Consider the following 18,505-nt stretch of genomic DNA (forward strand, 5'->3'; position numbering starts at 1 on the left):
CGGGCGTCATTTTGTCAAAAATCTTGCAGCTGAAATGCGATATTTTGATCCAAGACGGCGGAGGCAGCGGGCCAAATGCCCAATCCTCACTGGTCACAAATCAGCGGCGTTAACCTTTTGGGCGTCTGGTCCGAATTCTTTCGCCAAATTGCGCAATGGCTGCCCCAATCCCGACAGAATCGAGACGCTAATTGGCGTCAAAGGCATTTAACCCCAGGTTTTATCAGTGAGGTATTTGTTATGGATTTTGGGTTTGACGTATCCGGCGCAGCGGCCGGAGTTTCAGAGGCACGCAGCGGTCTGTCCGGGAAATTTACGATCATCATGATAATCGCTGTCTTGGGTCTGGTTGGCCGACAGGTATTTGTGGCCTTTGGTCCCAGCCTGAATTTCTCTAACCCGATTTCCCAGTTTTCCGGATTTGGCATGATGGGCGTTGCGGTTGCGGCTTTTGTCGGCGGTCTGATCGTGACGGGCAAGGGGCGCACGGCGTTGATACAACTGCAGCGCAATATCTCGGACCCGTTCATTGTAAGCGTTCTAGAGCGTGACAGCTGCGATGTGACCTCGGGCGCCTATTGTGTCGTGGTCTTTGAAGAAGATCGCGAGATAGTGGTGAACTGGTTTGACAAACGCGTCGACATGTTCGCCATTGTCAATCCTCAGACCGAAGTGCATTGGCTCATGGTGAGGCCGCAATCGCGACCTGAGGTGCATGTGATGGCTGGGGAGTAAGTGGTCCTAGTCCCGGGCAACACATGACACGGCGTCTCCTCGCGTCAAATAACTTGTCCCAAGACCTTTCCCCCGGTTTCGATCCATGTCATAGGGTCACCGCCAAACGGGGTTATGCATGGGGATGACAAATGCAGATTCGTGAGGCGCTCACCTTTGATGATGTTCTACTAGAGCCAGCAGCTTCGTCGGTCCTGCCAGCAACGGCGGATACGGCGACGCGTGTAACGCGGTCGATCTCGATGAACATCCCGCTTCTCAGCTCGGCCATGGACACCGTGACCGAAGCCCGGATGGCTATTGCAATGGCGCAGGCGGGTGGTATCGGTGTGGTTCACAAGAACCTGGATGCTGAAACCCAGTCACGCGAAATCCGCCGCGTGAAGCGGTTCGAATCCGGTATCGTGTACAATCCCGTCACGTTGCGCGGTGATCAGACTGTGGCGGATGCCAAGGCGCTGGTTCAACGCTATAACTTCACGGGTTTTCCTGTCGTAGACGAAGCAGGCCGTGTTGTTGGAATTGTGACCAACCGCGACATGCGCTTTGCCACATCCGACGACACGCCGGTCAGAGCTGTGATGACATCCGAGAACCTGGCGATTCTGCGCGAGCCCGCCGACCGGGACGAGGCCAAATCGTTGATGCAGGCTCGCCGGATCGAAAAGCTGCTGGTGACGGATGCTGACGGCAAGCTGACCGGTCTGTTGACCTTGAAAGACACTGAACAAGCGGTGCTGAACCCCACAGCTTGCAAGGATCAGTTAGGGCGTCTTCGTGTTGCCGCGGCAAGCTCGGTAGGCGACAGCGGGTTTGCCCGTAGCGAGATGCTGGTGGACGCCGGTGTTGATATCATCGTGGTGGACACGGCGCATGGACATTCGGCTGGTGTTATCGATGCGGTGAAACGCGCCAAGGCTCTGTCAAACGAGGTTCAGATCATCGCGGGTAACGTAGCCACGGGCGAAGCGACCAAAGCTCTGATCGATGCGGGCGCGGATGCGATCAAGGTCGGCATCGGGCCGGGCTCGATCTGTACCACGCGCATGGTTGCCGGAGTGGGCGTTCCGCAGCTGACCGCGATCATGGATTGCGCCGCAGCAGCCGGAGATGTGCCGGTGATTGCCGACGGTGGCATCAAGTTTTCCGGCGATTTTGCCAAGGCCATCGCAGCGGGCGCCTCTTGTGCCATGGTGGGTTCGATGATTGCGGGCACGGACGAAAGCCCGGGCGAGGTGATCCTGTACCAGGGCCGGTCGTTCAAATCCTATCGTGGCATGGGGTCGTTGGGTGCCATGGCTCGTGGTTCGGCAGATCGCTATTTCCAAAAAGACGCGGCCAGCGACAAACTGGTGCCCGAGGGGATCGAAGGGCAGGTACCCTACAAAGGCCCGGCAAGTGCCGTAATCCATCAATTGGTTGGCGGCTTGCGGGCAGCCATGGGATATACCGGTTGTGCCACGGTGGAAGAGATGCGTCGCAACTGCAATTTCGTAAAAATCACCGGGGCAGGGCTGAAAGAAAGCCATGTGCATGATGTGCAAATCACCCGCGAAAGCCCAAACTATCGCATCATGTAAGTTTCGCGTGATCAGGGTGCGAACAAGCAGTCTGGGTTGGCAGGTTGATGGGCCTTCGCACCGAAGGGTTCTGACCCTGTGTCACGCAATCACATGTCAGGCAAGGCAGGACGCCTAAATCTGGCAAGGCTTGGAGATCGGATATGACCCCTGCGGCACGTGTCAGCGCAGCAATTGAGCTGTTGGATCGTATTCAGAGTGGCGAACTCGCAGATCGCGCCTTGGCGGATTGGGGGCGAAAAAACCGCTACGCCGGGTCCAAGGATCGTGCGGCGATCGGGGACATTGTCTATGATGTATTACGGCGCAAGCGAAGCCTGTCGGCCCGTGGCGGCGGTCACACAGGCCGTTCTCTTTTGTTGGGGTACGTCAGAGAGCTTGGCCAGGATCCGGAAGACATTTTTGGATCGGGCCCTTATGCGCCTCCGGCCTTGTCCGAAAAAGAACGTTCGCAAGGGAGTTCTCCACGGTCGGGCTCTGGCGAAGACTTGGATATTCCTGAATGGCTCTGGCCTGACTTTCAGTCGTCTTTGGGGGACAATACGCATAGTGTCGCTCTTGCGTTGCGTGCTCGTGCGCCGGTTCACATTCGGGTAAACCTATCTCGGTTGAGCCGAGACGCAGCAATTTCTCAGTTGGCCGATGAGGGAATTGAAACGCGATCGAACGATCTTTCACCCTCGGCGTTGGATGTCGTCAATGGTGCCAGAAGAATACGCAACTCTCAGCTGTATCTGAATGGGGGCGCCGAACTGCAGGATGCGTCGTCTCAAGCAGTAGCTGATCTTGTGCCGCTGCAGACGGATCAAACTCTTTTGGATTTTTGCGCCGGTGGAGGGGGTAAGACACTGGCAGTAGGTGCTCGCGTGTCAGGAGCGTTTTTTGCGCACGATGCTGACCCGAGAAGAATGAAAGATTTGCCGCAGCGAGCCAAACGTGCGGGTCTTCCCGTCACGCTGGTCACTCAGACTGATCTTAAGACATCAGACAATTTTGATAGCGTACTGGTTGACGCCCCCTGTTCCGGAAGTGGCTCTTGGCGTCGTGACCCTCAGGGAAAGTGGGTGCTGACCCAAGAGAAGCTGAACCAAACTGTCTTGGTACAGAAGCAAATTCTGGAACAGGCAAAATTGTTGGTTAAGCCGCGCGGACACCTGATTTATGCGACCTGCTCCTTGTTGGAGATCGAAAACAACGTACAGGTTTGCGGTTTTCTCGATGCAAATCCTGATTTCTCCATGGTGGTTGAAAAGAAGTTCACGCCGCTGGATGGGGGCGATGGGTTTTATTGCTCTGTGCTGCAAAGGGCAGGCTCGTAACGCGCACTGTTAGAGCGAGCAGATCGTTTCGAAAATCAACAAATAAACAGCACTTTAGCACCTCTTCTTCTTGCGGGGGGCCAAGCTCGTTCATGGAAATTTGTTCGACCCCCTTTTGTTGAGAGTGTACTTCAATTCGAAAGAAATGTCGCTTGAGGAGAGTGATCATCTTGTGTTGCAATCTATGATAGAATTTGCTTTCGTTAAACACAGCTTAACTTTGTACCGCCATTCATAGACGACGAGATCTTGAACGGAACCGCGCCTTGACCAAATTTAGCGCTTCGATCTCTCCTGCTTTAACTGCGCCACCTATCGGCTACGCACGCTTGGGCGCAATTTTGTTGTTGGCCTTGGTGTTTGCTGCAACCGGCCTGGTGGGGGCATTTGGTGAGTTGGTCAGCAAACTTTTGATAGCTGCTTCGGGCAGTATGGCCGCTATTGCCATGCTCTTGATGATCCGCGAAGGGAGGGGACTTGCATCTCGAAAGATGGCTCGGATCATGCTGGCTGAATTTATTGATAAGGATGCAACACCCACTTTCATAACTGATGACGACGGGATGATCGGGTCAAGAAACGCGGCAGCTGATAAACGGTTTTCCGATGAGCGGGCTGAAACACTGTCCGCCACTCTCAGGTCAATCTTTGCAAATCCATCCGCTGTGCTTTTTCGCCTTCAATCGCGGGCTGGTATTGACGGAAACGCGCGCGAAGATGTCGTGACACGTCGCGGGCATATTCGCATCGCTGTCCATCTGTTGGGAGACGGTGGTTACATGTGGCGCGTCGAAGACGTACCGGACAACGGAGCGGGGTCACGGGGGCCGGATACCATTCCTGTTCCGATGCTGACAGTTGGAAGATCTGGCGCGGTTCTGTTCATGAACGAGGCTGCCCGGACGCTGATTGGCACCAGAATAAAATCTTTGAGCCAGTTGTTCGTGTCTCTACCATTCGAGAGTGGCAAACTGCAGGTCATATCCACGGCTGAGGGACCAATCCCGGTTTCCGTCCTTGAATCAGGCCACTCAACAGTCCGTAGAGAATTGTATCTGATGCCTGCCGATAAGGGGGTGGAGAACGACGGTGAAGCCAGGTTCGATACCTTGCCGTTACCGATGATCAGGATCGCCAGCGACGGTAAAGTCACAGAGGCCAATCAATTGGCATTGGAGCTAATTGGCGATCCGGTCACCAACACCACCTACATTGACAATCTGATGCAGGGATTGGGGCGTCCCATCTCGGATTGGTTGCGCGATACATTGCGAGGTGTTGCAATCCAGAAGTCGGAATTTCTGCGTTTGGCGCGCAAGGACAAAGAGGTATTTGTCCAGGTCACATTGCGACGGGTATCCGAGAATGAAAAAGATGGACTGGTTGCAGTTTTGAATGACGCAACAGAGCTCAAAACGATGGAAGCTCAGTTCGTACAGAACCAGAAGATGCAGGCGATTGGTCAGTTGGCGGGCGGTGTTGCGCATGATTTCAACAACTTGTTGACCGCAATTTCAGGTCACTGTGATTTGTTGTTGCTGCGTCACGATCAAGGCGATCATGACTATGGAGACCTTGTGCAGATCAGTCAAAATGCCAATCGCGCAGCAGCGTTGGTTAGTCAGTTGTTGGCGTTTTCAAGAAAGCAGACGCTCAGGCCCGAAACGCTCGACCTGCGAGATACTCTTTCGGATCTAACCCATCTGCTGAACCGACTCGTCGGCGAGAAAGTGACGCTAACGTTGAGCCACGACCCGATCCTGAAACCTGTCAGAGCAGATAAGCGGCAACTGGAACAGGTGCTGATGAATCTTGTTGTCAATGCCAGGGATGCTATGCCAGGCGGTGGTGAAATCCGGATCGAGAACTGAAGTCATCCAACTGGATGAACCTCTGGAAAGGGATCGTGCGACCCTGCCGATTGGAGAATATGTGACGGTCAAGGTCAGTGATCAGGGGCACGGTGTTGCTCCGGACAAACGACAAAAGATTTTCGAACCGTTCTACACGACCAAGCGAACGGGTGAAGGTACCGGTCTGGGCTTATCCACAGCCTATGGGATTATCAAACAAACTGGGGGCTTTATTTTCGTGGATAGTATCGAAGGGCAGGGTGCTGATTTCACACTGTTCTTTCCAGTTCACACAGAAGACAAACCAGTCCGCCCTGAACCCAAGGAAGAGACCAAGGCAATGCCTGTTCGGACCTCTGAGGGTGTGGTGCTCTTGGTCGAAGACGAAGCACCCGTTCGGGCATTTGCGTCGCGAGCGTTGCGATTGCGCGGGTACACCGTTCTGGAGGCCGAGTCCGCGGAAGATGCGCTTCGCACCTTGGAAGACCCCGATCTATCGGTAGATGTTTTTGTCACTGACGTCGTAATGCCTGGTATGGATGGTCCTTCTTGGGTTCGAGAAGCCTTGAAAGACAGGCCAGATGTTCGTGTTGTATTCGTATCTGGCTATTCTGAAGGTGCGTTCGGTGAAACCGGGCCGCATATTGACAATAGTGTATTTCTCCCGAAGCCGTTTTCATTGAACCAGCTTACTGACACTGTTCTTAAGCAATTGAACTAAAATAATTAATGTCAATCTGATGCTGTTTGGAAACTTCAAAGAGCATTGGCGTGCATCTGATACTCCTGTGCCAGTTTCCTCTCCAGTTTTGCCTGTGTCTCTTTGGCGAGTGACAAGTCCATGTGTGGCGAAACGTTGGTCTGTTTCAGGTTAAGCTTAACCTTGAGGCGGTTTTCTAAGAAACTGTTCAAAGCATCCTGGTTTTCATACTTGAACAAATGTGTGATGCCGGTGCCATTTGGTCTAGTTTCTAAGAACTTGTACTGACTTCCAACATTCGCAAACGCCGGACGATCACCTTGCAAGTAGGCGTTCACAAAGTGGTCGAAACTGATGCCATGCGTGGCGTTCTTGTGACCCTCCATGCTCAGGCGCGTTGTCTGTAGCGGAACCAGCTGCCCAGCCAACTCAGGGGTTCTCGTATCACGGCCATTGTTTCCATTTCAACACCGCAGACTCGTTCGAACATGGGCCTGAAGAACCGGTTGTATCGGTATACTGGCGCGTGTTTGAGTTCGGGCGGGTTGGACACAACAATGTCAGCACGCTCTTGCAGAGCCATTTGATATGCGGTGGTTCCCGTCTTTGGAACAGCCAAAAAAGCCAACCTTTCCTTGTAGAAAACAAGCATTTGCGGGATCTCCTTAAACACACCCTGAACTGGAAAATGCCGTAAACCAATCATTAACTCAATTCGGAAAGAATGTGGGAAGAAAGAATTTTATTGAAATGTTCTCCTTTTGATCTCATAAGGAACAAGAGTGGAACAAAGCAGTGATTGCCGCCTGCGGCAGGCTATGACAATAAGGAAGGCGAACGATACAATGGCGGATCTTCTAACAATGAGCAGCAAGCAGAACGCGGACAAGCAAAAGGCGTTGGACAGCGCCACTGGCTCAGATCGAACGGCAGTTCGGCAAAGGGTCGATCATGAAACTAGGTGACGGCAACGCAATCCAAGAGATCGAGGCCAGCTCGACCGGTTCGCTGGGTCTGGACATCGCTCTAGGCATCGGGGGATTGCCTATGGGACGGATCGTCGAGATTTATGGACCCGAGAGTTCGGGCAAGACGACGCTGACGCTGCACTGCGTGGCAGAGCAGCAAAAGCGCGGTGGGGTGTGTGCCTTTGTCGATGCTGAACATGCGCTGGATCCCCAATACGCCCGTAAACTCGGAGTTGATCTGGACGAATTGCTGATCTCTCAACCCGACACTGGCGAGCAAGCGCTCGAGATCACGGATACATTGGTGCGCTCTGGTGCTGTTAACATGGTCGTTGTCGACTCGGTCGCGGCACTGACGCCGAAATCCGAATTGGAAGGCGACATGGGGGATAGCAGCGTAGGCGTTCAGGCCCGGCTGATGAGCCAGGCCATGCGCAAGCTGACTGGGTCAATCAGCCGTTCGAACTGTATGGTGATCTTCATCAACCAGATTCGAATGAAAATCGGTGTCATGTTCGGTTCGCCCGAAACCACCACCGGTGGCAACGCGTTGAAATTCTACAGCTCGGTGCGTTTGGACATCCGTCGCATCGGCCAGATTAAAGATCGCGACGAGGTGGTTGGAAACGCAACCCGGGTCAAGGTCGTCAAGAACAAGGTGGCGCCGCCTTTCAAGCAGGTTGAATTCGACATTATGTACGGCGAAGGCATCTCGAAGATGGGCGAGCTGTTAGATCTGGGCGTCAAGGCAGGCGTGGTCGCGAAATCGGGATCCTGGTTCAGCTATGGTGACGAGCGGATTGGGCAGGGTCGAGAGAATGCCAAGCAGTTCCTACGCGACAACAGCCGGGTCGCGTTTGAAATCGAAGACAAAATCCGCGCCGCACATGGGCTGGATTTCGACATGCCGCCTGGCGAAACGGCGGATGACGATATCTTGGAAGCCTGATGGGTGGCTAGGGGGGACATCCTTCCCCGCGCTGAAACAGAGCTGAAAATACCCCGAACAAGGCGGCCCTGGGGCCGTCTTGTTTCGTTTGCGGCATTGCGGCCTGTGGACAGTCGGAAACCGTGGCGATACACCTGCACGGAAACACTTTCCCCGCCGCCGAGAGAACCTGATGGCCACGCTGAACGATATCCGCTCGACCTTTTTGAACTATTTTGCCAAGCAGGGGCACGAGGTCGTCGCCTCGAGTCCGCTTGTGCCACGCAACGACCCGACGTTGATGTTCGCGAACTCAGGGATGGTGCAGTTCAAGAATCTGTTCACCGGTCTGGAAACACGCGACTACAAACGTGCAACCACATCACAGAAATGCGTACGGGCGGGTGGCAAACACAACGACCTGGACAACGTGGGTTATACCGCGCGCCACCATACATTTTTTGAGATGCTCGGTAACTTTTCATTCGGTGATTATTTCAAGCATGAGGCGATCCCTTTTGCTTGGGAACTGATCACCAAGGATTTTGAAATTGACAAGTCGCGCCTGTTGACCACGGTCTATCACACCGATGACGAGGCGTTTGAAATCTGGAAAAAGGTCGGCGTGCCAGAGGATCGGATCATCCGCATCGATACATCCGACAACTTCTGGCAGATGGGGCCGACCGGCCCCTGCGGACCGTGCACTGAAATCTTCTATGACCACGGTGATCATATTTGGGGTGGCCCTCCTGGTTCACCCGAAGAGGACGGCGACCGGTTTATCGAGATCTGGAACATCGTTTTCATGCAGAACGAGCAATTCGAAGACGGCTCGATGGTCCCGTTGGACATGCAATCGATCGACACCGGTATGGGGTTGGAGCGGATTGGCGCACTGCTGCAAGGCAGTCACGACAATTATGACACCGACCTGTTCAAGGCGCTGATCGAAGCCAGTGCTGATGTCACCAACGTTGACCCATATGGGGACCAGAATGTGCATCACCGTGTGATCGCTGATCACCTGCGCTCGACCTCGTTTTTGATTGCGGATGGCGTGATGCCTAGCCAGCGACGGGCGCGGCTACGTACTGCGGCGGATCATGCGCCGCGCTATGCGCCATGCACATCTGCTGGGGGCCAAGGATCCGGTCATGCACCGCTTGGTGCCCGCCCTGGTTCAACAGATGGGCGCGGCTTATCCGGAACTGGGTCAAGCGCAAGCGCTGATCGAGGAAACGTTGCAACAAGAAGAAACCCGGTTCAAAAAGATGCTGGACCGCGGTCTGAGCCTTTTGGATGACGAATTGGACGGCCTGAATGAGGGCGCGCCTTTGTCAGGGCAGGCCGCTTTCAAACTTTATGACACTTATGGTTTCCCGTTGGATTTGACGCAGGACGCCCTGCGCGAGGTCGGCCGTACGGTGGATACCGAAGCGTTTGATGCGGCCATGGCCGAGCAGAAAGCAAAGGCGCGCGCTGCCTGGGCGGGCTCGGGCGAAGCTGCGGACAACGCGGTCTGGTTCGATGTGCTGGACGCCGCAGAAGCCACCGATTTCCTGGGCTATGACACCGAAAAGGCCGAGGGGCAGGTGATGGCCATGGTTGCTGATGGGGCGCTGACCGACAAAATCGCCGAGGGGGGCACGGGCTGGATCATCGTGAACCAGACGCCGTTTTACGGCGAAGCGGGCGGTCAAGTTGGCGACAGCGGCGTGATCCGTCGTCTGGAAAACCGCGACGAGGTTGCCTTGGTCGAGGACACCAAAAAATTTGCAGACGGCAAGATTTATGCCCACAAGGTCACCCTTGAACGCGGCACGATCTCCAAAGGTGATCCGGTCGAATTAGAGGTGGAACATGGCCGTCGCTCCGCCATTCGCGCCAATCACTCGGCCACGCATCTTTTGCACGAAGCTCTGCGCGAGCATCTGGGGGATCACGTGGCGCAGCGCGGGTCGCTGAATGCAGCTGATCGACTGCGGTTCGATTTCAGCCATGGCAAGGCGCTGAGCGAAGATGAGTTGGGCAAGGTTGCGGCAGATGTGAACAGCTTCATCCGTCAAAATTCGACTGTGGAAACCCGGATCATGACGCCGGATGATGCCCGTGCCATTGGTGCGCAGGCACTGTTTGGTGAAAAATACGGCGACGAAGTGCGTGTTGTGTCCATGGGTCAGGCCGAGACCGGTAAAGGACAGGACGGCAATACCTATTCGATCGAGCTTTGCGGCGGAACCCACGTCAAACAAACAGGTGACATTGGGACCTTTGTCTTGCTGGGCGACAGTGCGTCGTCCGCAGGTGTGCGTCGGATCGAGGCGCTGACCGGCGCGGCGGCTTTTGACCATCTTTCGTCCGAAGCTGCCCGGATGGGCGAGATTAACGGCATGCTAAAGGCGCAATCGACCGATGCGGTGGATCGTGTCAAGGCGCTGATGGATGAGCGCAAGGCGCTACAGAACGAGGTTGCAAGCTTGCGTCGCGAGCTTGCTATGGCCGGTGGTTCTGGTCAGGGTGGCGGTGCCGAGGCACGCGAGGTGAATGGCGTCAAATTCCTGGCACAAGCACTCAGCGGTGTGTCTGGTAAGGATCTGCCTGCGTTGATCGACGAGCACAAGGAACGTTTGGGCTCTGGTGCAGTTTTGTTGATAGCTGATGCAGGTGGCAAAGCGGCCGTGGCGGCCAGCGTGACCAAGGATCTGACCGACACGGTATCGGCGGTGGATCTGGTAAAGGCGGCCGTGGTTGAACTTGGTGGCAAGGGCGGCGGTGGCCGCCCCGATATGGCCCAAGGTGGCGGCAAGGATGCGTCGAAAGCAGATGCAGCGATCAAGGCAGCCGAGGCTGTTCTAAAAGCTTGATCAACTGGTCAAAAATGAATTGGTCTTTCCGGCAGATGACGTAAGCTGCCGGAAAACACACTAAGGAGAACTCCGATGCCAGCACTTTGGATTGCGCATGTGACCGTCACCGACGCCGAAGCCTATGGTAAATATGCGGAATTGGCAGGGCCAGCGATTGCCAAACATGGCGGAAGTTTTGTCGCGCGGGGTGGACGGTTCGTTCAGCTTGAAGGTAAGGAGCGCCCCCGCAACGTGGTGGCCCGTTTCCCAAGCGTGGATGCTGCTGTCGACTGCTACAATTCGCCAGAATACCAAGAGGCGTTGAGCCATGCCCGCGATGCCTCGGAACGTGAGTTGATGGTTGTTGAAACCTCTGAGTAGCCGGGTCGACAAGAGAGAATTGAAGCCCGCTTACGACATCGCGGCGGGTTCCGTCTTCTCGGAGCTAGACACTGACTGAAAGCACTATTGTGACAGGCAACCAGTGCCACGAGGGAGTAAGTCGTGAAGAAAAGAAAATTTCCTAAAATCAACGCAATACTTGACCCTCTTAATGTGAAGTTGATTGACCGCGTTGACGAAGTCGCCGAGACCGAGCGTTTGATTGCCTTTGAGCGCCACGGTGGTTTGACTAAACCGGCCTATGCCTTGAGCCCGGGCATGGAAGGCTTTGATGTATCCGGCTTGGTTCGAGAATACGAAACACATATGGACGCGTTGGCTGCTTTGCATGATCCCGCAAAGAACAAGACAGGGTACCAGTCAAACAACGGCTATTATGACACACCGGATGCTGAAGCGCTGTATTTGATGGTGCGTCGCTATCAACCGAAACACGTAATCGAAGTCGGATGTGGCAATTCAACCCGTATCACACGGCAGGCCGTTATCGATGGTGGTCTGGAGACGAGGATTACCGCTATTGACCCGTATCCTCGGGCCGATATCGCCCATGTGGTCAACGCATTCGAACAAAAAAGATTGGAAGAGGTAGATCCGGCGCTTTTTGACACACTGGGGCCGGGAGACATCTTGTTCATCGATAGCAGCCATCAGGTGCGCATGAGCAACGACGTGGCGCACCTGTTCTGCCGGATTATCCCGCGTCTTGCGCCGGGAGTGGTGATCCACGTGCATGATATCTTTTTACCGTATGAATACCCCAAGCGGTTCTTCTATGATTGTCCGTCGTGGGGTGAACAATACGTTCTTCATACTTTGATACAGACAAGTGGATATCAATTGTTGTGGCCGGGGTACTATTTGCAACAGGCGCGCCCGGATGCCGTTGCTGCTTTGCCTTTCCTGGCCGGTGGCAGGGCACAGAGTTTCTGGATCCGAAAGACATGAAATTGAAAAACTGCCATAGTCTGGTCGAATTTCACGATTAACCTTTTGTTGAACATGTTCAGCCTGGCATCAGATCGGGTGCAACAAGAGGCAATAGATGATGGCAGTGAAGCAGTCCCTTTGGGCCACCGCAACAGTTCTGCTCAGCGCCACAACGGCGGTATCCGGGCCGGATCAGATTTCGATTCTGTTGGGGTCGCATCATGTCGGCGCGACCCAAGACTTTGAGGAATTCAACCCAGGGATCATTCTGACGTGGCGCGAGGCCATGTGGCAAAACCGATTGGACGTCGGGGTTGGGGCGTACCGCAACAGCTATGGCGACGCCTCTGTTGTCGTAACCACGGCCTATCCATTGTTTCGCAGCGAGACCTGGGGGCTGGATCTTTTTGGTGCTCTGGCCACGTATCCGGGTGAAGGGGACCAGTTCAGCCACTCAATCGGCGACGTCGTTCCGATCGCGGGGCTGCAAGGCCGCTATCGAAACCTGTTTGTTCAGGCGCTACCTTCTGCGGGGAGCTCTGCTGATGCCACGGTGACTTACGGGCTGACGTTCTCTTTGGACTGATCTAAAGCAAGCGCACCTGAGTGCCAATTTTGACCAGAGCATACAGCTCCTCGACGTGCTGATTGTAGAGCCCGATACAGCCCGATGAGCTTTGTCGACCGATTTTTCGGGTGTCGTGAGTGCCATGTACCAAATACGCGGGCCACGTCAGATACATTGCTCGCGTACCCAGAGGGTTACCAGCTTCGCCGCCTTCGATCCGAACTGGCAACGAAGGGTCGCGCTCGCGCATCGAGGAGGTCGGCGTCCAACTTGGATTTTCGCGTTTGCGAACGACTTCGGTGTATCCGCGCTTGGTCAGTTCTTCGGTCATGGGAACAGAAGAGGGATAAAGTCGGTAACTCCCGTCCTCACCCCAATAATGCACGGCACGGCTTGTGATGTCTGCTAACAGACAACCGACGCCCAGTTTGTCGAAATGGTCTTGCCAATTCTGTTGTGCAAATGACGAAACATTGCGGCGCACCGGTATCTGCGTTTCGATGGGTGGCTCATCCTGCGGGAAGGCATCCTGCGCCTTCAAAAGCGCGGGCGTGGAAATGGTGGCTGCGACACCCAGCAGGGCGCTGCGGCGGGTTATTTTGCTGCCGGACATCTGAACCTCGTTTCGATCGTTTGCGACTAACTATGTTGGGTTTGGCTGCATTTCCATAGGGGACCAGTTCACTTTTTCGCGTGGGAGTTCTGGTTCGGTTGGACAGGCAGAATTGTGCCGATGCCAAAAGGCTGCAGATATGGTAGTATACTCCTATTTTTAAGGAGTTGATTATGGCGATGCATAAGATTGCGGTTGCAGTCATTCACGGGATGGGCAGCCAGGGAAAAAAACACAAGGTGTAAACGAAATCAGTTTCTCAGCGGGGTTGTACAAGCGTTTGAAGGAACAGTTGGGAGATGGGTTTTTTCAAAGGGTGGGATGGCGAGAAATTTTCTGGGCCGACATTCTGCAGTCCCGGCAGGAAGACTTCATAGACCAAAATCTCGTGGGAAAGGGCGCGCGCTGGATGAAGACGAGGCGCTTTGTGATGCACAACCTTGCCGATGCAGCATCATACCGGCGCAACAAGGCTGACACCCGGGATCAAATTTATCATGACATTCACGCCCGAGTTCACCGGACGGTTGAACGGCTTGAGCAGATCACCGATGGACAAACGCCCCTTGTGATCTTTGCTCATTCGCTGGGGGGGCATATCATGTCGAACTACATCTATGACATGATGAAGGGCGATCCAGAGGTGGCGGCCTCCACCGATTTCCAGAAACTCAAAACAGTGGCGGCATTTGTGACATTTGGCTGCAATATCCCGGTATTTTCATTTTCCTACAAACCGCAAGATATCCGCCCGATCAATTTTCCGGGCACAAACATTCCCGGCTCAAAACGGCTGCAGCCTTGGTGGTTGAATATGAATGACAAGGACGATGCCTTGGGTATGCCGTTGGCGGGAACTTCGCCAGGATATCAGGCGCTTGCGACATCAGGTCAGTTGGAGGACCGCTGGATTGATGCTGGTGGAGCGTTAGAGTTTTGGAATCCTGCGTCACACAACGGATATTGGACGGATCGCCACTTTTATCGACCGGCCGCCGCTATCTTGAGAAAAGCAATGGAGATCGGCCCGGTCTGAATGCAAAACGCCCCGGCCATTTGACCGGGGCGTATAGTGTTATTTGCAGGTGGGGGTTTATTCCATCACCGGGATCGAGAACTCGCCGCCCTCTTTGATGCCTGATGGCCAGCGCGCCGTGATCGTTTTAGTGCGGGTGTAGAACTTGAAGGCGTCTGGCCCGTGCTGGTTCAGGTCACCAAAGGCAGATTTTTTCCAGCCACCAAAGGTGTGATAGGCTAACGGGACCGGGATCGGAACGTTAACGCCTACCATGCCGATGTTGATCCGGTTGGCAAAGTCACGCGCGGTGTCGCCATCACGGGTAAAGATGGCGGTGCCATTGCCGTACTCGTGATCCATGGCCAAACCAATGGCCTCTTCATAAGACTGAGCGCGCACGGTGGACAGGACCGGACCAAAGATTTCCTTCTTGTAGATGTCCATGTCCTTGGTGACGTTGTCGAACAGATGTGCGCCGACAAAGAACCCGTCTTCATAGCCCTGCAAACTGAAATCTCTGCCGTCGACCACCAACTTGGCACCCTGGTCGATGCCCGACTGCACCAGGTTAAGGATGTTCTGCTTGGCCGCGCCGGTGACCACTGGGCCATAATCCACATCATTGCCTGAGGTGTAGGGGCCAACCTTGAGCGCCTCGACCCGTGGGACCAGCTTTTCGATCAAGCGGTCTGCGGTTTCATCACCCACAGGAACCGCAACTGAGATCGCCATGCAGCGTTCACCAGCCGCGCCGTAACCGGCACCGACCAGAGCGTCGGCAGCCTGATCCATGTCCGCGTCGGGCATGATGATCATGTGGTTCTTGGCGCCGCCAAAACACTGAACGCGTTTGCCCTGCGAGCAGCCGGTACCATAGATATACTCAGCAATCGGGGTCGAGCCGACAAAGCCCACCGACTGGATCGTGTCGTTGTACAGGATCGCGTCGACCGCTTCCTTGTCGCCGTTCACAACTTGCAGAATGCCTTTGGGCAGACCGGCTTCTTCCATCAGTTCTGCCAGCATCAGCGGCACCGATGGATCCCGTTCGGACGGTTTCAGGATGAAAGCATTGCCGCAAGCGATAGCCGGGGCAAACATCCACATCGGGATCATCGCCGGGAAGTTAAATGGCGTGATGCCAGCTGTAACACCCAGGGCCTGCCGCATCGAGTACATGTCGATGCCGGGGCCTGCGCTGTCGGTGAATTCCCCCTTCAGCATCTGCGGCGCGGCAATACAATATTCGACAACTTCCAGCCCGCGTTGTACGTCGCCGGCGGCGTCAGGGAGGGTCTTGCCGTGTTCGCGGCTCAATGCCTCGGCCAGTTTGTCCATGTCACGGTTCAGCAGAGCGACGTATTTCATCAGCACGCGCGCGCGTCGCTGCGGGTTGGTGGCGGCCCATGCAGGCTGTGCAGCGGCTGCAATTTCGACTGCCTTTTCCATCTCTGCTGTGCTGGCAAGTGGGCACTTCGCTTGTACTTCGCCTGTTGCGGGGTTGAACACGTCGGCAAAACGGCCCGAGGTGCCTTTGACGTGTTCGCCATTGATGTAGTGAGTCAGTTCCTGCATTGGACATCTCCTCCTAAATTTCGTGCGTAGGATAGGCTTGCAATTTTCCCTCGAACAGAGGCAAGATTTCAAAAAGGTTTTGCAAAACCGCAGGGTGCGTGCCGCGTGCGAACCCGCATTGTGAGACAAGAGTAAGGGGCAGAGATGGATCCACATTGGGATGACATGAAGATTTTTCTGGCGGTTGCGCGAGAGGCGAGCCTTTCGGCGGCAGGGCGCAATTTGAAGTTGGATCCTGCGACGGTTGGGCGCCGGATTGCCCGGTTTGAAACCGCGATGGGGTCCTCGCTCTTTGTGAAGTCGCCGCAAGGTTATGCCCTGAGCGCCGCCGGTGAGCGGCTTATGGCACACGCCGAAATGGCAGAACAGGCGATGCGGGCCGCGACCGAAGAGATGACAGGCCCCGATGATACACTTTCGGGACAGATCCGTATCGGCGCTCCAGATGGCAGCGCAAACTACATCCTGCCACAGGTCTGCTCAAAGATTGCCGAACAAAACCCGGACCTTGATATTCAAATTGTGGCCTTGCCGCGGGTCATCAACCTTTCACGGCGCGAGGCCGACATGGCCGTGACAGTCAGTCAACCGACAGCTGGCCAGTTACTGGTGCAGAAGATTTGCGACTACAAACTTCACATGGTTGCATCGCGTCGCTATCTGCGGACGAATCCACCGATCGAGACGTTAGAGGATCTCGAAGGGCGACCCATGATCGGGTACATCCCGGACATGATCTTCGACAAGGAGTTGGACTATCTTAACGATCTGGGTATCAGCCGGGTGTCATTGGCTTCGAACTCGGTTTCGGTCCAAATAAAGATGTTGGGGCAGGGAACGGCCATAGGTGTTGCCCACGACTTTGCATTGCCGTGGCACCGTCAACTTCGCAAAATCCTGACGGACGATATCAGCCTTACGCGAAGCTTTTACCTCGTTCGGCATCAGGGAGATCAGCGTAGTGAACGCCTGAACCGCTTTGCCGAAGCTTTTTCGCGCGAGATTCGCGACGAGGTGGCGCGGTTGGAAGCGATGACTTGACACCCTCACTTAATGCGGCAACGCTTTGGAATATGAAAGATTATTGCGGAGGTCCAGCGGCATGCTAGTTCGGGCAATTTTGAATTCCAAGTCGGGTTCCGGTGTGGTCACAGTGCAAACGTCTGCGTCCATTGCGGAAGCTGCCAAAATCTTATCGGACAAACGAATTGGTACGGTTGTTGTTTCAGATGATGGTGAAACGCCACAAGGCATTCTGTCGGAACGTGATATCGTCCGTGAACTGGCCAAAAGCGGAAGCGGTTGTCTGACACAAGCAGTCAGCACCTACATGACCTCGGAATTGGTCACATGCACCAGTGATTCGAACGTTCAGGATGTATTGACCCAAATGACCGAAGGCCGCTTTCGACATATGCCTGTTGTGGAGGATGGAAAATTGGTGGGAATCGTGACGCTTGGCGACGCGGTCAAAGCTCAATTGGCCGAAGTGGCAATGGAAAAGGATGCATTGGCTGGAATGATCATGGGGCACTGATAACCAGCCCTTGAACCAGCCGCGCACATATGTTTGCGTGCGCAGCAAGATGACCAAAGTTGGAGACAGTCATGCGCATCGGTTTGTATCCGGGAACCTTTGACCCGATTACTCTTGGCCATGTGGACATCATTCGCCGTGCTGCGGCCTTGGTTGACAAGCTGGTCATCGGCGTTGCGATCAACCGGGATAAGGGCCCGTTGTTCTCGTTGGAGGAACGAGTCGCCATGATCGAAGCGGAGTGCAGCAAGCTTTCCGAACAAACCGGTACTGAAATTGTTGCGCATCCTTTTGAGAATCTTCTGATTGATTGCGCCCATGATGTCGGCGCACAGATTATCGTGCGTGGTTTGCGGGCGGTTGCTGATTTTGAATATGAATTCCAAATGGTTGGTATGAACCGGGCTCTCGACGATTCAGTTGAAACCGTTTTTCTGATGGCCGAAGCAAAACACCAGGCAATTGCATCCAAATTGGTTAAGGAAATTGCCAGACTGGGTGGAGACGTATCGAAGTTTGTTACACCCCGGGTTCATGGCGCGCTGATAGAGCGTTTGCGTTGATTGAATCGGCCTGAAATCTGGTTGCTTTGGGAGTGAAGGGCACAAACTGCTGATGCAGTGAGCCGATCCGATGACCTCCAACAATCTCAGAAGTCCAAAGTCTAGGTGTCAGGACTTTTGTGTTCGCTCAGACACCTTAGGCATGTTCATTGAGGTCTTCGTCATTCACCGCCAGAATGCCAGCCACTCCAAAAAGTCGTAAAACTTTTTGCCAAGGAAGTAGATGTGTTCTGTTCCGAAAAAGGAAACATCGAGCAACAGGGCCCCGAGGATGAACACCCCAAGCCACATGGCAATCTGATTGGTCATGTCATCCCCGAATAACAGAAAACGCCCGCTCAGATAACCTGGACGGGCGTTTAATTTC

Annotated in this window: 15 protein-coding genes and 3 pseudogenes; 13 read left to right on the plus strand and 5 right to left on the minus strand. The window is 54.6% G+C overall.

The window, feature by feature from the left end; translation table 11 throughout:
- Positions 1-240: 240 nt before the first annotated feature.
- The 4 genes and pseudogenes from ACZ1HE_RS11340 (at position 241) to ACZ1HE_RS11355 (ending at position 6,208) form a co-directional block, all read left to right on the plus strand.
- Positions 241-735, plus strand: a complete 495-nt coding sequence (locus ACZ1HE_RS11340) for a hypothetical protein (RefSeq protein WP_472620854.1) — start codon at positions 241-243, stop codon at positions 733-735.
- 131 nt (positions 736-866) lie between these two features.
- Positions 867-2,315: an IMP dehydrogenase gene (gene guaB / locus ACZ1HE_RS11345; protein WP_472620856.1), complete on the plus strand. Its 1,449-nt coding sequence runs from the start codon at positions 867-869 to the stop codon at positions 2,313-2,315.
- Positions 2,316-2,458: 143 nt separating this feature from the next.
- On the plus strand, positions 2,459-3,634 hold the full coding sequence (locus ACZ1HE_RS11350) for an RsmB/NOP family class I SAM-dependent RNA methyltransferase (RefSeq protein WP_472620858.1): 1,176 nt from the start codon (positions 2,459-2,461) through the stop codon (positions 3,632-3,634).
- A 266-nt stretch (positions 3,635-3,900) separates the two neighbouring features.
- Positions 3,901-6,208 (plus strand): annotated as a pseudogene (locus ACZ1HE_RS11355) (hybrid sensor histidine kinase/response regulator).
- Between the two features lie 35 nt (positions 6,209-6,243).
- Here ACZ1HE_RS11355 and ACZ1HE_RS11360 read toward each other — a convergent pair.
- On the minus strand, positions 6,244-6,615 hold the full coding sequence (locus tag ACZ1HE_RS11360; RefSeq protein WP_472620860.1) for a hypothetical protein: 372 nt from the start codon (positions 6,613-6,615) through the stop codon (positions 6,244-6,246).
- A 417-nt stretch (positions 6,616-7,032) separates the two neighbouring features.
- Here ACZ1HE_RS11360 and recA point away from each other — a divergent pair.
- From recA to ACZ1HE_RS11385, 5 genes and pseudogenes are all read left to right on the plus strand, one after another.
- Positions 7,033-8,104 (plus strand): annotated as a pseudogene (gene recA / locus ACZ1HE_RS11365) (recombinase RecA).
- A 172-nt stretch (positions 8,105-8,276) separates the two neighbouring features.
- A pseudogene (gene alaS / locus ACZ1HE_RS11370) lies at positions 8,277-10,950 on the plus strand (alanine--tRNA ligase).
- Between the two features lie 75 nt (positions 10,951-11,025).
- Positions 11,026-11,313, plus strand: a complete 288-nt coding sequence (locus ACZ1HE_RS11375) for a DUF1330 domain-containing protein (RefSeq protein ID WP_472620862.1) — start codon at positions 11,026-11,028, stop codon at positions 11,311-11,313.
- A 174-nt stretch (positions 11,314-11,487) separates the two neighbouring features.
- Complete coding sequence (locus ACZ1HE_RS11380) at positions 11,488-12,282, plus strand: class I SAM-dependent methyltransferase (protein ID WP_472620864.1); 795 nt, start codon at positions 11,488-11,490, stop codon at positions 12,280-12,282.
- Between the two features lie 97 nt (positions 12,283-12,379).
- Entirely contained in the window at positions 12,380-12,850 is a 471-nt protein-coding gene (locus ACZ1HE_RS11385; protein ID WP_472620866.1) for a hypothetical protein, read from the plus strand.
- A 1-nt stretch (position 12,851) separates the two neighbouring features.
- On the opposite strand, the gene ACZ1HE_RS11390 is transcribed toward ACZ1HE_RS11385, so the two are convergent.
- Together ACZ1HE_RS11390 and ACZ1HE_RS11395 are read right to left on the minus strand one after the other, a co-directional pair.
- Positions 12,852-13,445: a L,D-transpeptidase gene (locus ACZ1HE_RS11390; RefSeq protein WP_472620868.1), complete on the minus strand. Its 594-nt coding sequence runs from the start codon at positions 13,443-13,445 to the stop codon at positions 12,852-12,854.
- Between the two features lie 454 nt (positions 13,446-13,899).
- Complete coding sequence (locus tag ACZ1HE_RS11395) at positions 13,900-14,028, minus strand: hypothetical protein (protein ID WP_472620870.1); 129 nt, start codon at positions 14,026-14,028, stop codon at positions 13,900-13,902.
- A gap of 39 nt (positions 14,029-14,067) precedes the next feature.
- Here ACZ1HE_RS11395 and ACZ1HE_RS11400 point away from each other — a divergent pair, with 39 nt between their 5' ends.
- Positions 14,068-14,481: a hypothetical protein gene (locus ACZ1HE_RS11400; protein WP_472620872.1), complete on the plus strand. Its 414-nt coding sequence runs from the start codon at positions 14,068-14,070 to the stop codon at positions 14,479-14,481.
- Between the two features lie 57 nt (positions 14,482-14,538).
- Here the strand turns inward: ACZ1HE_RS11400 and ACZ1HE_RS11405 are convergent, their stop codons facing one another.
- A complete protein-coding gene (locus ACZ1HE_RS11405) occupies positions 14,539-16,038 on the minus strand; it encodes a CoA-acylating methylmalonate-semialdehyde dehydrogenase (RefSeq protein WP_472620874.1) in 1,500 nt (499 codons plus the stop codon).
- Positions 16,039-16,182: 144 nt separating this feature from the next.
- Between ACZ1HE_RS11405 and ACZ1HE_RS11410 the strand changes: the two genes are divergently transcribed.
- The 3 genes from ACZ1HE_RS11410 (at position 16,183) to coaD (ending at position 18,138) form a co-directional block, all read left to right on the plus strand.
- Positions 16,183-17,079 carry a LysR family transcriptional regulator gene (locus ACZ1HE_RS11410; RefSeq protein WP_472620876.1) on the plus strand — a complete coding sequence of 299 codons (897 nt, stop codon included), beginning with the start codon at positions 16,183-16,185 and terminating at the stop codon, positions 17,077-17,079.
- Positions 17,080-17,140: 61 nt separating this feature from the next.
- Positions 17,141-17,575 (plus strand): CBS domain-containing protein, encoded by a 435-nt coding sequence (locus ACZ1HE_RS11415; protein ID WP_472620878.1) that lies wholly within the window; start codon positions 17,141-17,143, stop codon positions 17,573-17,575.
- Between the two features lie 71 nt (positions 17,576-17,646).
- Positions 17,647-18,138, plus strand: a complete 492-nt coding sequence (gene coaD, locus ACZ1HE_RS11420; RefSeq protein WP_472620880.1) for a pantetheine-phosphate adenylyltransferase — start codon at positions 17,647-17,649, stop codon at positions 18,136-18,138.
- A 165-nt stretch (positions 18,139-18,303) separates the two neighbouring features.
- Here coaD and ACZ1HE_RS11425 read toward each other — a convergent pair whose 3' ends face one another.
- Complete coding sequence (locus ACZ1HE_RS11425) at positions 18,304-18,447, minus strand: hypothetical protein (protein WP_472620882.1); 144 nt, start codon at positions 18,445-18,447, stop codon at positions 18,304-18,306.
- Between the last annotated feature and the right edge of the window lie 58 nt (positions 18,448-18,505).

Source organism: Falsiruegeria sp. JB4-1 (assembly GCF_055693495.1).

Coding starts and splice junctions, on each gene's coding strand:
- guaB (WP_472620856.1), top strand. CDS start 867: ATGCAGATTCGTGAGGCGCTCACCTTTGATGATGTTCTACTAGAGCCA.
- ACZ1HE_RS11410 (WP_472620876.1), top strand. CDS start 16,183: ATGGATCCACATTGGGATGACATGAAGATTTTTCTGGCGGTTGCGCGA.
- ACZ1HE_RS11425 (WP_472620882.1), bottom strand. CDS start 18,447: ATGACCAATCAGATTGCCATGTGGCTTGGGGTGTTCATCCTCGGGGCC.
- ACZ1HE_RS11395 (WP_472620870.1), bottom strand. CDS start 14,028: ATGAGCAAAGATCACAAGGGGCGTTTGTCCATCGGTGATCTGCTCAAG.
- ACZ1HE_RS11415 (WP_472620878.1), top strand. CDS start 17,141: ATGCTAGTTCGGGCAATTTTGAATTCCAAGTCGGGTTCCGGTGTGGTC.
- ACZ1HE_RS11405 (WP_472620874.1), bottom strand. CDS start 16,038: ATGCAGGAACTGACTCACTACATCAATGGCGAACACGTCAAAGGCACC.
- ACZ1HE_RS11350 (WP_472620858.1), top strand. CDS start 2,459: ATGACCCCTGCGGCACGTGTCAGCGCAGCAATTGAGCTGTTGGATCGT.
- ACZ1HE_RS11385 (WP_472620866.1), top strand. CDS start 12,380: ATGATGGCAGTGAAGCAGTCCCTTTGGGCCACCGCAACAGTTCTGCTC.
- ACZ1HE_RS11400 (WP_472620872.1), top strand. CDS start 14,068: ATGATGAAGGGCGATCCAGAGGTGGCGGCCTCCACCGATTTCCAGAAA.
- ACZ1HE_RS11390 (WP_472620868.1), bottom strand. CDS start 13,445: ATGTCCGGCAGCAAAATAACCCGCCGCAGCGCCCTGCTGGGTGTCGCA.
- coaD (WP_472620880.1), top strand. CDS start 17,647: ATGCGCATCGGTTTGTATCCGGGAACCTTTGACCCGATTACTCTTGGC.
- ACZ1HE_RS11340 (WP_472620854.1), top strand. CDS start 241: ATGGATTTTGGGTTTGACGTATCCGGCGCAGCGGCCGGAGTTTCAGAG.
- ACZ1HE_RS11375 (WP_472620862.1), top strand. CDS start 11,026: ATGCCAGCACTTTGGATTGCGCATGTGACCGTCACCGACGCCGAAGCC.